Source organism: Dyadobacter sp. CY312, assembly GCF_021390535.1.
In the GTDB taxonomy this organism is placed as follows: Bacteria; Bacteroidota; Bacteroidia; order Cytophagales; family Spirosomataceae; genus Dyadobacter.
On record NZ_JAJUXG010000001.1, the window covers coordinates 806939 to 822260 of the forward strand.

At 41.1% G+C, this 15322-nt stretch carries 15 protein-coding genes; 11 read left to right on the forward strand and 4 right to left on the reverse strand.

The features are described 5' to 3' along the window. Window positions 1-42: 42 nt before the first annotated feature. The 5 genes from LZG71_RS03610 (at window position 43) to LZG71_RS03630 (ending at window position 3982) form a co-directional block, all read left to right on the forward strand. Entirely contained in the window at window positions 43-732 is a 690-nt protein-coding gene (locus LZG71_RS03610) for an NAD-dependent deacylase (protein ID WP_233817070.1), read from the forward strand. A 134-nt stretch (window positions 733-866) separates the two neighbouring features. Beyond that, window positions 867-1748: a bifunctional 5,10-methylenetetrahydrofolate dehydrogenase/5,10-methenyltetrahydrofolate cyclohydrolase gene (locus tag LZG71_RS03615; protein ID WP_233817072.1), complete on the forward strand. Its 882-nt coding sequence runs from the start codon at window positions 867-869 to the stop codon at window positions 1746-1748. Between the two features lie 21 nt (window positions 1749-1769). Further along, complete coding sequence (locus LZG71_RS03620; RefSeq protein ID WP_233817074.1) at window positions 1770-2357, forward strand: zeta toxin family protein; 588 nt, start codon at window positions 1770-1772, stop codon at window positions 2355-2357. Beyond that, entirely contained in the window at window positions 2344-2496 is a 153-nt protein-coding gene (locus tag LZG71_RS03625) for a hypothetical protein (protein ID WP_233817076.1), read from the forward strand. Before LZG71_RS03620 ends, LZG71_RS03625 begins: the two co-directional genes overlap by 14 nt. A 328-nt stretch (window positions 2497-2824) precedes the next feature. After that, window positions 2825-3982 carry a serine hydrolase gene (locus tag LZG71_RS03630; protein ID WP_233817077.1) on the forward strand — a complete coding sequence of 386 codons (1158 nt, stop codon included), beginning with the start codon at window positions 2825-2827 and terminating at the stop codon, window positions 3980-3982. Between the two features lie 513 nt (window positions 3983-4495). On the opposite strand, the gene LZG71_RS03635 is transcribed toward LZG71_RS03630, so the two are convergent. After that, window positions 4496-5050: a 2'-5' RNA ligase family protein gene (locus LZG71_RS03635; protein WP_233817079.1), complete on the reverse strand. Its 555-nt coding sequence runs from the start codon at window positions 5048-5050 to the stop codon at window positions 4496-4498. 54 nt (window positions 5051-5104) lie between these two features. Then, on the reverse strand, window positions 5105-6514 hold the full coding sequence (locus LZG71_RS03640) for an aldehyde dehydrogenase family protein (protein WP_233817081.1): 1410 nt from the start codon (window positions 6512-6514) through the stop codon (window positions 5105-5107). 126 nt (window positions 6515-6640) lie between these two features. Between LZG71_RS03640 and LZG71_RS03645 the strand changes: the two genes are divergently transcribed. Next, window positions 6641-7672, forward strand: coding sequence for a helix-turn-helix transcriptional regulator (locus LZG71_RS03645; protein WP_233817084.1), 1032 nt, complete (start codon window positions 6641-6643; stop codon window positions 7670-7672). Between the two features lie 241 nt (window positions 7673-7913). Here LZG71_RS03645 and LZG71_RS03650 read toward each other — a convergent pair whose 3' ends face one another. After that, a complete protein-coding gene (locus tag LZG71_RS03650) occupies window positions 7914-8690 on the reverse strand; it encodes a hypothetical protein (RefSeq protein WP_233817086.1) in 777 nt (258 codons plus the stop codon). After that, entirely contained in the window at window positions 8683-9780 is a 1098-nt protein-coding gene (locus LZG71_RS03655; protein ID WP_233817088.1) for an AMP-binding protein, read from the reverse strand. Before LZG71_RS03655 ends, LZG71_RS03650 begins: the two co-directional genes overlap by 8 nt. 227 nt (window positions 9781-10007) lie before the next feature. On the opposite strand from LZG71_RS03655, the gene menB reads away from it, so the two are divergent. From menB to LZG71_RS03680, 5 genes are all read left to right on the forward strand, one after another. Further along, window positions 10008-10832, forward strand: a complete 825-nt coding sequence (gene menB / locus LZG71_RS03660) for a 1,4-dihydroxy-2-naphthoyl-CoA synthase (RefSeq protein WP_233817090.1) — start codon at window positions 10008-10010, stop codon at window positions 10830-10832. A 145-nt stretch (window positions 10833-10977) separates the two neighbouring features. Further along, window positions 10978-11385: an EVE domain-containing protein gene (locus LZG71_RS03665; protein ID WP_233817092.1), complete on the forward strand. Its 408-nt coding sequence runs from the start codon at window positions 10978-10980 to the stop codon at window positions 11383-11385. Beyond that, entirely contained in the window at window positions 11378-12958 is a 1581-nt protein-coding gene (locus tag LZG71_RS03670; protein WP_233817094.1) for a hypothetical protein, read from the forward strand. Before LZG71_RS03665 ends, LZG71_RS03670 begins: the two co-directional genes overlap by 8 nt. A gap of 126 nt (window positions 12959-13084) precedes the next feature. Next, window positions 13085-13972 (forward strand): class I SAM-dependent methyltransferase, encoded by an 888-nt coding sequence (locus LZG71_RS03675; protein ID WP_233817096.1) that lies wholly within the window; start codon window positions 13085-13087, stop codon window positions 13970-13972. A gap of 76 nt (window positions 13973-14048) precedes the next feature. Continuing rightward, window positions 14049-15242 carry a lipopolysaccharide assembly protein LapB gene (locus tag LZG71_RS03680; RefSeq protein WP_233817098.1) on the forward strand — a complete coding sequence of 398 codons (1194 nt, stop codon included), beginning with the start codon at window positions 14049-14051 and terminating at the stop codon, window positions 15240-15242. The last annotated feature ends 80 nt before the right edge of the window (window positions 15243-15322 follow it).

Sequence of the window (15322 nt, forward strand, 5' to 3'; positions counted from 1 at the left end):
TTTAACTTCCTTAACTTTGCGTGAAATAAACAAGCAAGCACCATGCAAAAACTAGTGGTTCTTACCGGAGCAGGAATAAGTGCTGAAAGTGGAATAAGCACCTTTCGGGACAATGGTGGCTTATGGGACAATTACCGCATAGAAGACGTGGCTACTCCCGAAGCGTGGGCCAGAAATCAGGAACTTGTTCTGGATTTTTACAACCAAAGAAGAAAGCAGGCCGTTTCTGTAAAACCCAATTCGGCACATTACGCGCTTGCAGAACTGGAAAAGGAATATGAGGTAACGATTATCACTCAGAACGTCGATAATCTGCACGAAGTAGCAGGATCTTCCAATGTGGTTCATCTGCATGGAGAATTGTTCAAATCCAGGAGTACCAAAAATCCTGAACTGGTATATGAAATGACATCCTGGGAGTTGAAAACCGGTGATGTGTGCGAGTTGGGTAGCCAGTTGCGACCTCATATTGTGTGGTTTGGAGAAGAAGTACCTATGATGGATGTCGCTGTGGAGATAGCCGAGGAAGCAGATATATTCGTTGTTGTAGGCACCTCACTGGCTGTCTATCCGGCAGCCGGACTCGTCAATTACGTTAGACCAAACAGACCCATTTTCCTGATCGACCCGGCCAAACCGGATATTAGATTCAAACCCAATATGACTTTTATCCAGGAAAAAGCGACAATAGGAATGGAAATATTGAAGGACAGACTGAAAGGAATTTCATAGCAAGGCGATGGTCATTGATCGTCAGGAGGGCAGGCTTAGTTATATAGTGTCAAACATGAATGAAACAAAACTTGACAAACACCTGACCATCTTGAAGAAATAAAACTGTAACATACAAGCAAGAACATAATAAAATGCAATTACTAGACGGGAAGGCGATATCTTCTCAAATCAAATCCGAAATTAAAGTTGAAGTTGAAAACTGGGTGGCTTCTGGTGGCAAAAAACCACATTTGGCGGCTATACTTGTTGGTCAGGACGGTGCAAGCGAAACTTATGTAGCATCAAAAATACGGAGCTGCGAAGAAATTGGCTTCACTTCTACCCTGCTGAAATTCGACGCAAGTATTACCGAAGCTGAATTGCTCGATGCCGTGGCGTCTCTAAACAACAATGCGGATGTAGACGGTTTTATCGTTCAACTTCCGTTACCAAAGCATATTTCTGAAAACACCATTATGGAAGCCGTTGATCCTAAAAAGGACGTCGACGGATTTCACCCGATAAACGTTGGCAGAATGTGTAAAGGTTTGCCGGCGTACATTTCCGCAACACCGTTCGGTATTCTGGAAATGCTGATCCGTGCCGGCGTAGAAACCAGCGGAAAACATTGCGTCGTGATTGGTCGCAGCCAGATCGTGGGTTTGCCCATGAGCATACTGATGCAGCGCAACGACTACCCGGGAAACTGCACTGTAACGATTACTCACAGCAAAACGCCCAACCTGAAAGAAGTTTGCCAAACAGCAGACATTCTTGTTGCCGCATTGGGTCGTCCGGAATTCGTGACTGCTGATTACGTGCAAGAAGGCGCCGTTGTAATTGACGTAGGTATCAGCCGTGTTGAAGACGCAACCAAGAAAAGCGGTTTTGCCATTAAAGGAGACGTAAACTTCGCCGACGTTGCTCCAAAAACAAGCTACATCACCCCAGTTCCAGGCGGCGTTGGTTTGATGACAATTTGTGGTTTGTTGACTAATACCTTAAAAGCAGCAAGGAAGGAGATTTATGGGTGAGTATGATTAGGTAAGACAAAAATGATGGTGGAAAAAAATCTTTATATCATTTCAGGTTGTAATGGAGCAGGTAAAACCACTGCTTCATTTACTATCTTACCTGAAATTATCAAATGCAAGGAATTTGTAAATGCTGATGAGATAGCAAAAGGTTTATCACCATTCCAGCCAGAAAAGGTGTCATTTGAGGCAGGGCGGATAATGCTTAATAGGATAAATGAGCTTTTAAAATCAAATGAAAGCTTTGCTTTTGAAACAACACTTTCTACAAGGAGTTACAAAAGCAAAATTGAAGAAGCGAAAGATAAAGGCTATACCACTACGCTACTCTTCTTTTGGTTGCAAAACGTGGCATTAGCTAAGGAACGTGTGAGGATCAGAGTTTTAGAAGGCGGTCACAATATCGAATCAGAAGTAATAGAAAGGCGTTACCTGAGAGGAATTCAAAATTTATTTGAACTGTATTTACCAATTGTGGATGGAGCACTAATCTTTGACAATTCGCACGGCAGACATGAGCTTTTGGCAGAAAAAACAACTCTTGAAGAACTGAATATCTTTGATAGTACAAAATTCAATAATCTAAAATACTACCATGACCACAGCTGAAAAACAAGTTGAACTCAGAAATAAAATTTTGGTGGGACTGGAAAAAACCTATGAAAAACTTCTTGAGTTCAAAAAGCAAAAAAATACAGAGCTTGTTGTAATGAGAGGAGACAAAATAGTGAGAATAAAACCAGATTAGAGCTTGGTAATGACAAGTATCGTTGGTCTCTGGTTGCTGTCATTCAAGTTTTCGCCGCGGTTTGTGTCCTCACAAACCGCTTTTTTTATTAGAGGGATTGAGTCAGAGTATCTAATTTCGGCCAGTAAGCTTCATACATAACTGATTAAACAAAATCACCCTAAATGACAATTAAGTCTTGATATTTTTAATTAAATATCAAAAGTACGACTGCTCGTCTGCAAATATTTCCCATATTACGGAGGTCGCCGTTATTTTACCACAGAACAGGAAATTTTAATAATCAAATCAATTTCAGTAGAAATAAAAAATATACACCGATTAAAATATGAGAAACATAGCCCTTTTTATTTTCTTAGTATCATCTGTATTCTGTTGGGAACAGACATCATTAAAAGTAGATACGGAGAAAAATATTACTTCAACAGAAAACATTAATATCAAAACTTTACTTGATAGTGTAGCAAATAAAATGATTAAAAAGCCTCTGATTCATTCAACTTCAATTGGAATAGTTTATCAAGGAAAAGAGTTTATTGGTCATTATGGAGAATTAGAAAAAGGGAGGGCCAACTGCCCCGATAGTGAAACAATTTATGAAATTGGTTCACTGAGCAAAACTTTTACTGGAATGCTTGTCGCAAAAGCAGTTTTTGAAAATAAATTGAGTATTGAAGATGAGGTTCAAAGATATTTAGCGGAAGATTATCCTAATTTGAAGTTTAAGAACCAACCGATTCTTATCAAGCATTTGCTTTCCCATACAAGTGGGTTTCCCAATATGCTACCATTTGAGGCAAATAAGATTCTGCAAGATTTCACAAATCACAACACACCCAGGAAACTTAATGAAGTTTATAAGAATTATGGAAAAGAAGATTTTTTTAAAGACCTTCATAAAGTAAAAATTGATACGATACCGGGTTACAAATATTCTTATTCCAGTGCAGGCACCGAACTTATGGCTTATATTTTAGAAAAAGTTTATAGAACATCATTTGAAAAACTATTAACAGATTACTTATCTAAAAATATTGCGATGCATAACACTAAAATCAGTTTGTCTAATCAAGAGCTAAAAAAGCTTGCAGTTGGTTATCATTCCGATAATACTGTAATTACCTCTCCAATGCCTAAATTACCTTGGGGGGCATCTGGTAGTATAAAGTCTACGATACCTGATATGGTTAAGTATATTACTTTTCAGCTGAAAAACAATAAAATTGTTACGGAATCACACAAAACAACAGCCAAATTTGATAATGAATTTAGTATCGGATATTTCTGGAACATTAGTACAGATGACAAAAAATTAGGCACATTCTATGTACATCATGGAGGAGTACCACGTTCTCAATGTTATATTTACATTATTCCAAAATACGATTTGGGTGTATTTATTGTGACAAATCAGAGTGGTGAAAATACTGCCACAGTTATGGAAGATGCATTAAACGAAATATTTGAAAAAATAGCAAAAAAATAAAAACAACGGCTAACAAGGTATTGCACAAAGTGGGACTGAGCTGCTTTTATTAGACATTTACGCAAGGTTCAACTTCTGTTCCTGTTAATTATAGTTTCCAGACCGCCCGGCGACCGTGTATGGTCGAGTGGTGGCACTACGATTAAAGAGTGATCGCTAATTTCGTTTGTGAAGACACAAACGAAGGCGAAAATACAACGACCAAACTTTTCATGAAAATATGAAAAAAACCTACGTATTCCTCCTCATTGCCCTTATCCTTTCTGCGTTTCTTTATTGGCTTTACATTGGACAATCTTCCACTGATATTCAGTTAAAGGATACCTACATTGTAATCTATAATTGGATTTTGGGTATTTTTATAACAAGCTTATTGGCTTTTACCATAAGTTTAAGAGCATCTATATCTTACAGATTCTCAAACAAAATATCCAACTGGGCACTGCTAATAAGTGGTCTTGTTTTGGGTAAGTTCTTAGTAGACATTTTCACTACTGTGAAGATGATATTCTACTAACCTCCAAACCCAACCCTCCCAACCACCTCATAAGCCCCCTTGGCTTTGAACTCTTTCTTATAAATAGCGACACTCCGGCAAGTACAATCAGGCAGTTCAATATCAATCTGCATAAGACGTTCCAAAACTTCGGGATTGACGTATCTGGCCAGGGTAAGGTGCAGGTCTAATTTGGTTACTTTACCATTAATAGCCTCCATAAAATTTCTGTTAAATTCTTTGATCACCTCTGCATTCCTTATCCCGAGTTTCAACGTTACCCCGCCTCTGCCGGGATAATAACCAAGCTCCGAAAATTCAATCGGCAAGGCACTTTGTGTTGCAAGAAATGCCGTGATATCATTCGTAACCTTTTCATCATTTTCAGGGCAAATCACGCCATCAATTGAAATGTGAGGCAACTTTGTGAGTTGAGAAGGTTTCACTCCGTGCTCCACCAGTATCTGATTAAGAGCTGTTACTGCTGCCATCCCTTCTTCATCCGGCAACAGCACCGGGTAATATTCACATCGAATCGGAGCGGCTCCAAAAAGATCTGTTTGATTGGTCATATTCGCCATTTACTATTGAATTTGATTGATTATAACTTTCTCCTGTCGAATACCCTAAACCCACCTCAACCCTTTCTTCAACAAGCTTACAAGGCGTTCCGAGTAAGGAGGGTAAAGAAATTTCATTGTTCCAAATCTTCGTTTCATCACCCCTTTGGCATTAGAAAATTCTTTGAATCCGTAAAAGCCATTTGACTTGCCAATTCCGCTGTTGTTTACACCACCGAAAGGTATTTCTGTATTTCCAAATTGCGTCAGTACTTCATTCACCAATGCATTGCCAGAGCTTGTACTTGCCAATATACGATCGGTAGCAGAAGCACTTTTGGAATGGATATACAGTGCAAGTGGTTTTTCTCCGGCATTCACATGTTCGATCGCTTCTGATACATTTTTGAAGATTACGACCGGCAAAATAGGACCAAAAATCTCTTCCTGCATGATTCTCATCCCGTTTGTAACAGAGGTCAAAATCGTTGGTGAAATATACCTTTCAGCAGCATTACTTTTTCCTCCTTCCGAGATCACAGCACCTTGCCTTGTTGCCTCATTCAAAAGTTCAGACAATCGGCTGAAATGCTTCTCGTTCACAATGCGGGCGTATGAAGCAGATTTTTCAATGCCGTTTCCTGAACTTTTGTACGTGGTTGCAATCACGTTTTTCATCTCTGCCACCAATTTTTCAGCAACGGAATCCTGCACCAATACGTAATCAGGCGCTATACAGGTTTGCCCATTATTGAAGAACTTCGCCCACACAATCCGTTTTGCCGTTTCTAAAATGTCTGCGGTTTCATCTACAATGGAGGGAGATTTCCCTCCCAATTCCAGTGTCACGGATGTTAGATTTTCCGCCGCAGCTTTCATCACTATTTTCCCCACACCCGGGCTCCCTGTAAAAAAGATGTGATTAAAGGGTAGTTTTAATAATTCAGTCGAAGTATCTGCGTCACCTTCTATCACGGCTACTTCATTTGCTGTGAACAAATTTTCGACCACTTTCCGAACAAACGCAGATGCATTTGGTGTCATTTCAGAAGGTTTAATGATGGCTACGCAGCCAGCAGAAATGGCGGACACAAGCGGTTTTAGCGCCAGTGCAATCGGGTAGTTCCAGGGAGCAATAATAAGTACACAACCTTTGGGTTCATATTGAATGTAGGATGAAGTGCCAATCATGGTCAATGGAACCGATTGTCGTTCCGGCCTCATCCATTTTTTAAGATTTTTAATAGCATAACTGATCTCACTTACTAAAACCAGCAATTCACCAATGATCGTTTCGGCTTCCGGTTTGCCAAAATCCCGTCGCGTGGCATCACAAGCTTCGTCAATATGATCAAGAAGAAATTGACGAAGTTTTTTCAATTTAGCTATCCGCTCATCTGCATCTGATCCGGCGATCCGGTATTGGTTTTCGCGTTGTTTGCTAAAAATATTCAGCAGCTTGCTATGGTCTGTCATGTGCCGGTTTAGCTTAAAATACACTTCCAAATATTGAAATAAATACGGTCGAATGAGGTTCCCGAATTGATTTTTTACTAAAAAATTTGTCAATTAGCATGTTACTTCAAAATTTGGGCCGTTTTCATGAGCATTGTCAGCAACAATATAAAATATCTCCGCAAGCTTAACGGCATGACTCAGGAACAATTCGCCCAGCGAATAGAGATAAAACGATCGCTACTGGGTGCCTATGAAGAAGCCCGTGCCAATCCTAATCTCACTAATCTTGAGAATATGGCTGAGGCATTTGGTATCACTGTTGACAATTTATTAAAAAACGATTTTCAGAAACTTAAAGAAAAACCCGAGCTGAAGCTGCCCTTCAACGCATCCAGACCGATGACGGTTTCGCATTCAGGAGTGACGCCCTCACCTACCCGGAAACCCGCTTACCTGGAGCCCGAGCCAAAAACATCTGAAAAATATCAGGCTCAAAATAATGTAATTCCGGAATCACCCCAGAACATCAACTTAGAATCGCAAAGGACAGAATTTCGACAAACTGTCCCACAGCCAAATCAGGTGAATCAAATCCCTCCTGTTCTAAGAAGTCGGAATGCGTCTAACCAAATTGAAACAAATCAAATTCCTGTTTTTAATAACCAATTTAGCCCCAGCCAGCAGGTTATTGTCAAACAGGAGGAATATCCAACGATTCAGTGGGTTTCTCAAATTCAACAGAGTGAATATCTGACACAGTGCCACAATCCATTGTTTTTGGTGAATCTCCCTTCATTTCAATTGCCAAATCTGCCTGCTGGTTATTATCGTGCTTTCGAAAGCGGAGCTGATTTTGCTTTTCCGGGAGCTTTATTGGTTGGAAACTTTGTGCGCAACTGGTATGAGATAAAAACAGGAGGCTCTTATGTATTTGTGATTCTCAATCAGGGAGTGTTATATAGAAAAAGCAAGTCGGCAGTAAATGACAGAGGTTTATTGACTTTGAGCTCAGATGTGGCAGGCATAGTGGATATGCATGTAACCTTGCAGGATGTGCTGGAAGTATGGGAAGTGAAAGCCTTCGTGAGCCACCAGTTGCCCGTTCCATCACCATCTGTTGAAAGAATCGGGCATTTGGTAAATGAAATCCAAAAAGAAATTTCTCACATGCTGTGATTTTTTCACGCAAAGTAGGGAAGACAAAAAAGCAAAGAGCGCAAAATATAACTCTGCGTTCTTTGCTAAACCTTTTTCGCTTTGCGTGGATATTGTAGAGCTCTCATTTCCTCCGTATACAAGAAAAACTTCTCTGTGAAACTCCCCTTTGAACTCTGTGCACCTCCGTGTAGCCTATTAAAACTTTGCGCTCTTTGCTAAACCTTCTTTTGCTTTGCGTGAAATCTATTTTGCTTGAAATCTACTTCTTCCCGAGCGACTGAAACATAGCCTCAATCTTAGGTAATTCTTTACTTTTTGCAGTTGGTTCCACTACGGCAACACCTAATTGATACCAAAGATCGTCACCGGCAGAAATGTAACTTCCACTTTTTGAAGGTTTGGATTCGGTAGCATTTTCTTCAACAAACTCAGCTTTGTACACTACATCCATCACTTTTTGCAGCTGTGCCCAGTTCAGACTTTCGGCACTTCCACCGTTTTTCTTCAATGCAAAAGCTTTGTCTGCAAAGGTTGCTCTGAGTTCTATCAAATCTGACTTACCGCCATCTATGGTCAGGAAACTAAGTTCGAAAGGTTTTTCTTTGCCACTTGCTTCAAAAATCGCCTGCATAAACTCCTGTAAGAAATATGCCCAACGCTCTTTGTCTACCGGATAAACCGTTACGCGTTTGTCATTTTCAAGAAGTTCTATTTCCACAAAATCCTCAAACTCCTTTTCCTCACGCTGACGGATGATTTTTGAAGAAGCCAGAATAGTCTGGAATTCTGTAATCCAAAGCGCCGGAACTGCACCTTTCCAGCTGTAATCGTCGTCCAGCGAAAACCCTTCGTCCAGAATTTCGTCCTCATCCAAATCTTCGCGATCTGTATACTTGATAGCAAAATCGACTTTTACATCATCTTTCGAATGTATGTCGAGTTCGAGTGTGTAAAAATGAGAAAATGGCGCAGGCACCACTGGTGCCGACTGGAAACGAACAATATACAGGCCGGGAATCTGAAGATTTTTATCCATTGAAATTATTTAAAAGCACTTCCGCAGTGCGACGTTTATCTATCTTGTCGGTCAGCGTTTTTTTAAACCGATTTGCAAAGTAAACATGTTTTGGTGTTTCGTAGGTTGAAACATGTTTTCTTATTTCATTCAAAAGGCTTTCTTCTGAAAGCTCCACTACGTCGGTTTCGATAAAAAGAACAAGTTTTTGGCCTAATTTTTCATCGTCCTGATACCAGGCAAAAAACGGATAACGGTAATTGAGTTCGTAGAAAACCTCCGCAATCTTTTCATCAACCGTGTCCAGAACAATCTTAACTCCGCCGGAATTGATCACATTATCCACCCGTCCAAGCCAGATGAATGACTCAGGCGAAGTCATTTCAACAAGATCATTTGTCTGGATTTGTTCTCCGTTGGTCATCGGTCCGGAGACAAACAGACAATTTCTTTCATCAAGTCCGGCCTCCACTCCCGGTAAAAACTGATAAGAGTTTGTTGCATTTTCTCCATTCAGCTTACGCAATGCTACATGAGAAACTGTCTCTGTCATTCCATAACTTTGGTATACAGGAATCTCCAAATTCTGAATCCGTTTCAGCAAAGAAACACCCACCGGAGCTCCTCCAAGTAATATTTTACCATATTGCCCTATGCGATTCTCCGTTGAAACGTCGTCTAGAGACGCTGACAACTGCATGGGAACCAAGGCGGCAAAATTGAACTTGATATCTGCTTCAAAACTTCTTAGCGGATTCGATGTTGGTTCTATTATAGTTAGCTCCCAACCCAATTCTATTCCCCTTACAAGCATCATCACACCAGCTACATAAGCTACATTCAAACAAACCAAAGCCCGGGTTCCTTTTCCCAAATCCAGTGTTTTCCCTGTCATGGCCGCACTACTGCTTAGCTGCTTTCTTGTGACCGAGATAATTTTCGGAACACCGGTTGATCCGGAAGTTTGCAGTTCGAGCTCCTGCTGACCGCCAAGCCAACGATCTATAAAATCATATGCTTTTTGAAAATAGGGATTATCGGGCCGGGCCTGACCTCTGAACTCCACCTTGTCCGTTTTCCAGATATTTGAATTTATGTACTCCTTGTCCATTCTTTTTTACGATCTTATTCTGGCTCTGGATATTGGTTGCCTCAACTGCCGAATAACCGCTGCAAGCACCTTACAAATCCTGTCCGTCGCCGAAAGTTATTCAATACTCTTTGAAGGAAAGACAAACAATCAGTAATTTCGGGGATTAATTAAGAAAGTGAATGTAAATGAAACTTCATTTATACAAAATTCACTTATCCATACAATCATCCATTCATTGCTTTTATATGTCCAGTTCAGTTCAGTGGGAAACCATTAAAGAATACGAAGAAATTCTATTTTTACTTCACGAAGGAATCGCAAAAATCAGCATCAACCGTCCTCATAAGCACAATGCATTTACCCCTAAAACGGTAACTGAGATGATTGATGCGATGCATATTTGCCGCGAAGATCCGCGCATTGAAGTGATCATACTAACCGGAGAAGGAGGAAAAGCATTCTGTTCGGGCGGGGACCAGTCGGTTCGTGGTGATGGTGGCTACATCGGCGACGACCATGTGCCACGATTGAACGTACTTGATCTTCAGAGAATGATTCGCTCAATACCTAAGGCTGTTATTGCGATGGTTGCAGGCTGGGCAATTGGCGGCGGACACGTACTGCACGTAATTTGCGACTTGTCTATTGCAGCTGAGAATGCACGTTTCGGTCAGACCGGACCCAAGGTTGGTAGCTTCGACGGAGGTTTCGGGGCTTCTTATCTTGCACGTGTTGTAGGTCAAAAGAAAGCTCGTGAAATATGGTTCCTTTGTGACCAGTACGATGCTCAGGAAGCACTTCAAATGGGATTGGTTAATAAAGTAGTCCCATTGGAAGACCTTGAAACAACGACCATTGCATGGTGTAAAAAAATTCAGGAGAAAAGTCCGTTGTCAATACGTATGCTGAAAAGCTCTTTCAACGCGGAGCTTGACGGACAAGCCGGAATACAGGAATTGGCAGGAAATGCGACTCTGTTGTATTATCTGAGCGAAGAGGCAAAAGAGGGTAAAAATGCTTTCATAGAAAAGCGCCAGCCGGATTTTAGCAAATTCACGAAGTTTCCTTGATTTTAGGTTGAAGGAGTAAAAAGTTTACAGTGAACAGCGACGGACTGAAAAACAATATTATACTGACTGGTAAACAAATTGAAAAAGGCTAACCTACATGGAACTTTGCCTGTGTACTGTTTACTAAAAACTAAGAACTAAACAAATGAAATACTGGCTTATAAAATCAGAACCAGATACTTATTCCTGGGACGACTTCGAAAAAGAAGGAAAATCAATGTGGGATGGTGTTCGCAATTTTGCTGCACGCCTGAACATGATTGAAATGAAGAAAGGCGACCTTGCGCTTTTCTACCATAGTAATGAGGGGAAAGAGATTGTCGGACTTGCAAAAGTTTCAAAGGAGCACTACCCCGATCCTACTTCTGACGATCCACGCTGGGTTGTTGTGGAATTTGTTCCGGTTGAGAAATTCCCAAAAACTGTGACTTTAAAACAAATAAAAGCAGACAAGCGTTTTGAAGACATGGCTTTGGTAAAGCTGTCAAGGCTGTCAGTAGGGCCTGTAAAGCCAGAAGAGTTTGATTTTATTATGCAATTAGCACATGACTAAAAGACCTCGTTCTTTATCTCTGACTCATTTTTTACTTTTGACTTTTCTGTTCGTTTCACTCTCGGCGATGTCGCAAAGTGTAAAACGGATAGAACTGCCTTTGGCTAACAACAACTCCGCTTATCAGGCCATGCCTTTGGGTGAAAAAGGAGTTTTGCTGATTTCAAAACCCGATAAAGGAACATTCAACGTTCAAAAATTCGACAGCAATCTGGAACGGGTTTGGTCCATAGACGGACCTGTTGAAGACAATCTGGATTACATCGCTTCGTCCTACGACGGCCAATCGGTTTTTCTGCTTTTTAGCAAATTCCGCAGCACGCTATATCAGATTGTGAAGGTGAATGTGGGACCAGGCTTTGTTGAGACATTCATGATCAATACCCTGGATCGTTTTGAAATCACCGATTTTAAAACATTAGGCTATTCTGTTTTCATGGCAGGCATGGTTCGTAATGAGCCTGTTCTCATGCACACATTGCTCACAACGTCGCAAACGCGCGTATTACCTTCTGCTATAAAGGGCTCTAATGCAATTCAGACTGTTGAAGTAGACACCGTAAATCATCTCGTAAACGTCTGTTTTGCTGTTAAAAAGGGGCGTCAAACGAAAATTGTAGCACGCGCATACGAAGAAACCGGCGAGCTATACACGCAGGTATCCGTGGACCCGGAAGACGATTATTCGTTACTCAGCGGCCGTTTGCAAGTTCTGAACGACTCTGTGAGAATGGTTATTGGCACTTATGGTTACAGGAATATGCAAAGCAGCAGCACTGCCGCATCGCAGGGACTGTACATCAGCAAAATTATCAACGAAGAGGTTGTATTCACGCAATACCACAGCTTCACTGATTTTAAGAATTTCTTCAATTTCATGAATGAGCGCCAGCAGGAAAAAATGGAAAGGCGCATTCGTAAAAAGAAAGAGAGTGGTGATGATGTAAAACTGAATTACCGTTTGCTGGTTCACGACATTGTACCAAAGGGAAATAACTTCCTGCTCGTTGCAGAAGTGTTTTATCCTGAGTACCGCTACCAAAACCCGAACATGATGGGCGGAATGGGCTATGGTGGAATGATTGGCTATCCGTTTGGAATGGGACTTTATAATCCTTACCTCTGGAACCCGATGTACGGCGGACGAGGATTCAATCAACAAGTCTTTGATGGCTTTACTTATACCCACGCAATACTAGCAGATGTAGACCAGAACGGAAAATTGCTCTGGGATAACAGCATCAATTTTGATAACGTGAAGAGTATGGAGCTTCGGGAAAAAATCAAGGTTCAATCGGCTCTTAATGGAAATACGCAGCTTGTTTACAGCCATGCCGGTGCCATCAGAAGTAAAATCATAAAAGGCAGCCAGGTGATAGACAATGATAAAGTGATCCCTAACGATACCAATGTAGAAGGTGATAAGGTTCGTAAAACCAGCACCGATGATATTGATTATTGGTACGATAAATTTTACCTGGCATGGGGTGAACAACGTATTGTGAATGCGGCAGGCGATCCTCAAACACGCGGAAGACGTAATGTTTTCTATCTGAATAAAATATCTTTTTAGCCAATAGCTGTTGGCTATTGACTTTCTGTCGATTTCTTTATGTTACAAAGGTCATTGGTCAACAATCCATTAACTTTTTCATTACAAGCCATTAACAATTAACAATTGATAATTTACAATTAAAAAATGCTTTTACTTTCTCCGGAACAACATACAGACTACCAGTTAATAGACTCAGGCGGCTTTGAAAAACTCGAACGGTTCGGGCCTTATATCCTTTCCCGTCCGGAGCCCCAGGCTATCTGGGACAAAACGCTGTCTGTACAGGAATGGGAAAAGCAGGCCAATGCTACTTTTAAACGTGATAAAAATTCTCAGGAAAAAGGACAATGGATCTCAAAACCTGATATGCCCGACAAATGGACTTTTCAATACAGAGCCGGCTCACTCCATTTAAGAGCCAAACTGGCACTTTCTTCGTTTAAACATGTCGGCGTTTTCCCCGAACAGGCAACCAACTGGGATTATATTTCAAAAAAATTAAAACAAATTCCGGAAGACAAACCCTCTGTTCTTAACCTTTTCGCTTACACAGGAATTGCTTCACTGGCTGCGAAGGCGTCAGGAGCAGATGTCACCCATGTGGACTCTGTGAAACAGGTGATTAGCTGGTCCCGGGAAAATATGGAGTTAAGCGGTCTCGACAATGTCCGTTGGGTGGTTGAAGATGCGCTGAAATTTGTGCAGCGGGAAGTGCGCCGTGGAAATCAGTACAATGGAATCATACTTGATCCGCCTGCTTATGGTCGTGGACCAGATGGTGAAAAGTGGCTTTTGGAAGAAAATCTTAACGAGATACTGAGACTATGTGCTTTACTTTTAAAGAAGAAAAATTTCTTCTTTATCATTAATCTCTATTCACTTGGCTTCTCAGCGCTGATCGTCGAAAACCTCATTAAGGCACATTTCGGAGATCAGATTCATCACGAGTTCGGAGAGCTTTTTATTCCTGACTCGTTCGGAAAAAAATTACCGCTCGGTGTATTCTCTCGTTTTTCAGATCAAAGTATTTAAAATCCTAACATATTTTCCAATTTTGTATTCTGACCGGGAGCATGCAACAAATGTATGAACGTCCCGAAGGATGTGCATGAGAATAACCAAGCTGATATATCACCTCATTTTACTGGCGTTGCCTGTTATTACCACGGTTTTTCAATCGTGCCAGAGCGACGCGCGTAATAACACCCGCATTCCACCTGTCGTAAAAAAGAATCGGGCGCAATGGGAAAAAGACGCCTTGCTATCACTTTCCGAACTGATTTACAGAGGTGTGGATCTGGATGCCAATTATTTCAAGCGAGCGAGAATTTACTATGATCAGGAGCAATATAAACTTGCCCTTGAAGACATAAGTGCAGCAATAGATGAGCAGGAAAATATTGGCGAATACTTTTTGTTGCGGGGGAAAATCAACAGGGAACTCGGAGATTTGGATCAGGGTCTGGAAGACGCCGAGCGGGCGGAGGTATTGCAACAGGGCAGTCCGGAGTTGTATGTACTTCTTGCAGACCTTTTACAGGCAAAGGATCGTTTCAGAGAGGCCGGCAGATATCTCAATCACGCTATGAAACTTGCTCCATATGATGCCTCAGCCTATTACGTGCAGGGAATGTTACAAGCAAAACAGGGCGATTCCCTTGCAAGCCTGACCAGCATGGATTATGCCATGAATAACAATCCACGCATGCTCAGGGCATATTTGCAAAGTATTATCATCAACAGAAAACTGCAAAACCTCGGACAGGCGCTGGTTGTGAACAACAAGGCTATAAAGAGATTTCCCCTGATTGCGGAGCTCTATTTCGAACGGGGGCAAATATATAATGTGCTGTCCAAGCCAGATACTGCCATGATATATTACCAAAAAGCGATATCAGTGAACCCGAAATACAGCGATGCTCTTGCGCAAATGGCAGATGTAGGCATTAAAAACAAGTATTATGGCAAAGCGATTGTTGCACTTACCCAATTGTTAAAGTTAAATCCCGAATATCCTCAGATACACAATCTGCTTGGTTTTTGCTATGAAAAATCGGGAGATTATCCCAAAGCAAGAGAATTTTACGGTATCACGCTTGCTTCCGATCCGGATGACCGTGCAGCTCACAACGGAATTTGGCGAATGAAGAGAAATGAAAGCGGAGAATCGTATTATTCGAATGATAGTAATGAGGATCAATACCGTTACGTTGATACGTCCCGTGTGAAAATCAATTTAATACAGCCCCGCAGAATTATAAATATCCCTGTTGATTCATCACGAAAGGTTAAAATTCAATAGATTTGCATATTGTCTGCTTTTAAAAAAAGGCAATTATACAAACCACCTATCACCAGTTCGGTTCTGAACTGCAATTAGAA

Excerpts from the sequence above, each read along its gene's own strand:
- LZG71_RS03610 (WP_233817070.1), top strand. The coding sequence starts at position 43 with ATGCAAAAACTAGTGGTTCTTACCGGAGCAGGAATAAGTGCTGAAAGT.
- LZG71_RS03615 (WP_233817072.1), top strand. The coding sequence starts at position 867 with ATGCAATTACTAGACGGGAAGGCGATATCTTCTCAAATCAAATCCGAA.
- LZG71_RS03620 (WP_233817074.1), top strand. The coding sequence starts at position 1,770 with ATGATGGTGGAAAAAAATCTTTATATCATTTCAGGTTGTAATGGAGCA.
- LZG71_RS03625 (WP_233817076.1), top strand. The coding sequence starts at position 2,344 with ATGACCACAGCTGAAAAACAAGTTGAACTCAGAAATAAAATTTTGGTG.
- LZG71_RS03630 (WP_233817077.1), top strand. The coding sequence starts at position 2,825 with ATGAGAAACATAGCCCTTTTTATTTTCTTAGTATCATCTGTATTCTGT.
- LZG71_RS03635 (WP_233817079.1), bottom strand. The coding sequence starts at position 5,050 with ATGACCAATCAAACAGATCTTTTTGGAGCCGCTCCGATTCGATGTGAA.
- LZG71_RS03640 (WP_233817081.1), bottom strand. The coding sequence starts at position 6,514 with ATGACAGACCATAGCAAGCTGCTGAATATTTTTAGCAAACAACGCGAA.
- LZG71_RS03645 (WP_233817084.1), top strand. The coding sequence starts at position 6,641 with ATGAGCATTGTCAGCAACAATATAAAATATCTCCGCAAGCTTAACGGC.
- LZG71_RS03650 (WP_233817086.1), bottom strand. The coding sequence starts at position 8,690 with ATGGATAAAAATCTTCAGATTCCCGGCCTGTATATTGTTCGTTTCCAG.
- LZG71_RS03655 (WP_233817088.1), bottom strand. The coding sequence starts at position 9,780 with ATGGACAAGGAGTACATAAATTCAAATATCTGGAAAACGGACAAGGTG.
- menB (WP_233817090.1), top strand. The coding sequence starts at position 10,008 with ATGTCCAGTTCAGTTCAGTGGGAAACCATTAAAGAATACGAAGAAATT.
- LZG71_RS03665 (WP_233817092.1), top strand. The coding sequence starts at position 10,978 with ATGAAATACTGGCTTATAAAATCAGAACCAGATACTTATTCCTGGGAC.
- LZG71_RS03670 (WP_233817094.1), top strand. The coding sequence starts at position 11,378 with ATGACTAAAAGACCTCGTTCTTTATCTCTGACTCATTTTTTACTTTTG.
- LZG71_RS03675 (WP_233817096.1), top strand. The coding sequence starts at position 13,085 with ATGCTTTTACTTTCTCCGGAACAACATACAGACTACCAGTTAATAGAC.
- LZG71_RS03680 (WP_233817098.1), top strand. The coding sequence starts at position 14,049 with ATGAGAATAACCAAGCTGATATATCACCTCATTTTACTGGCGTTGCCT.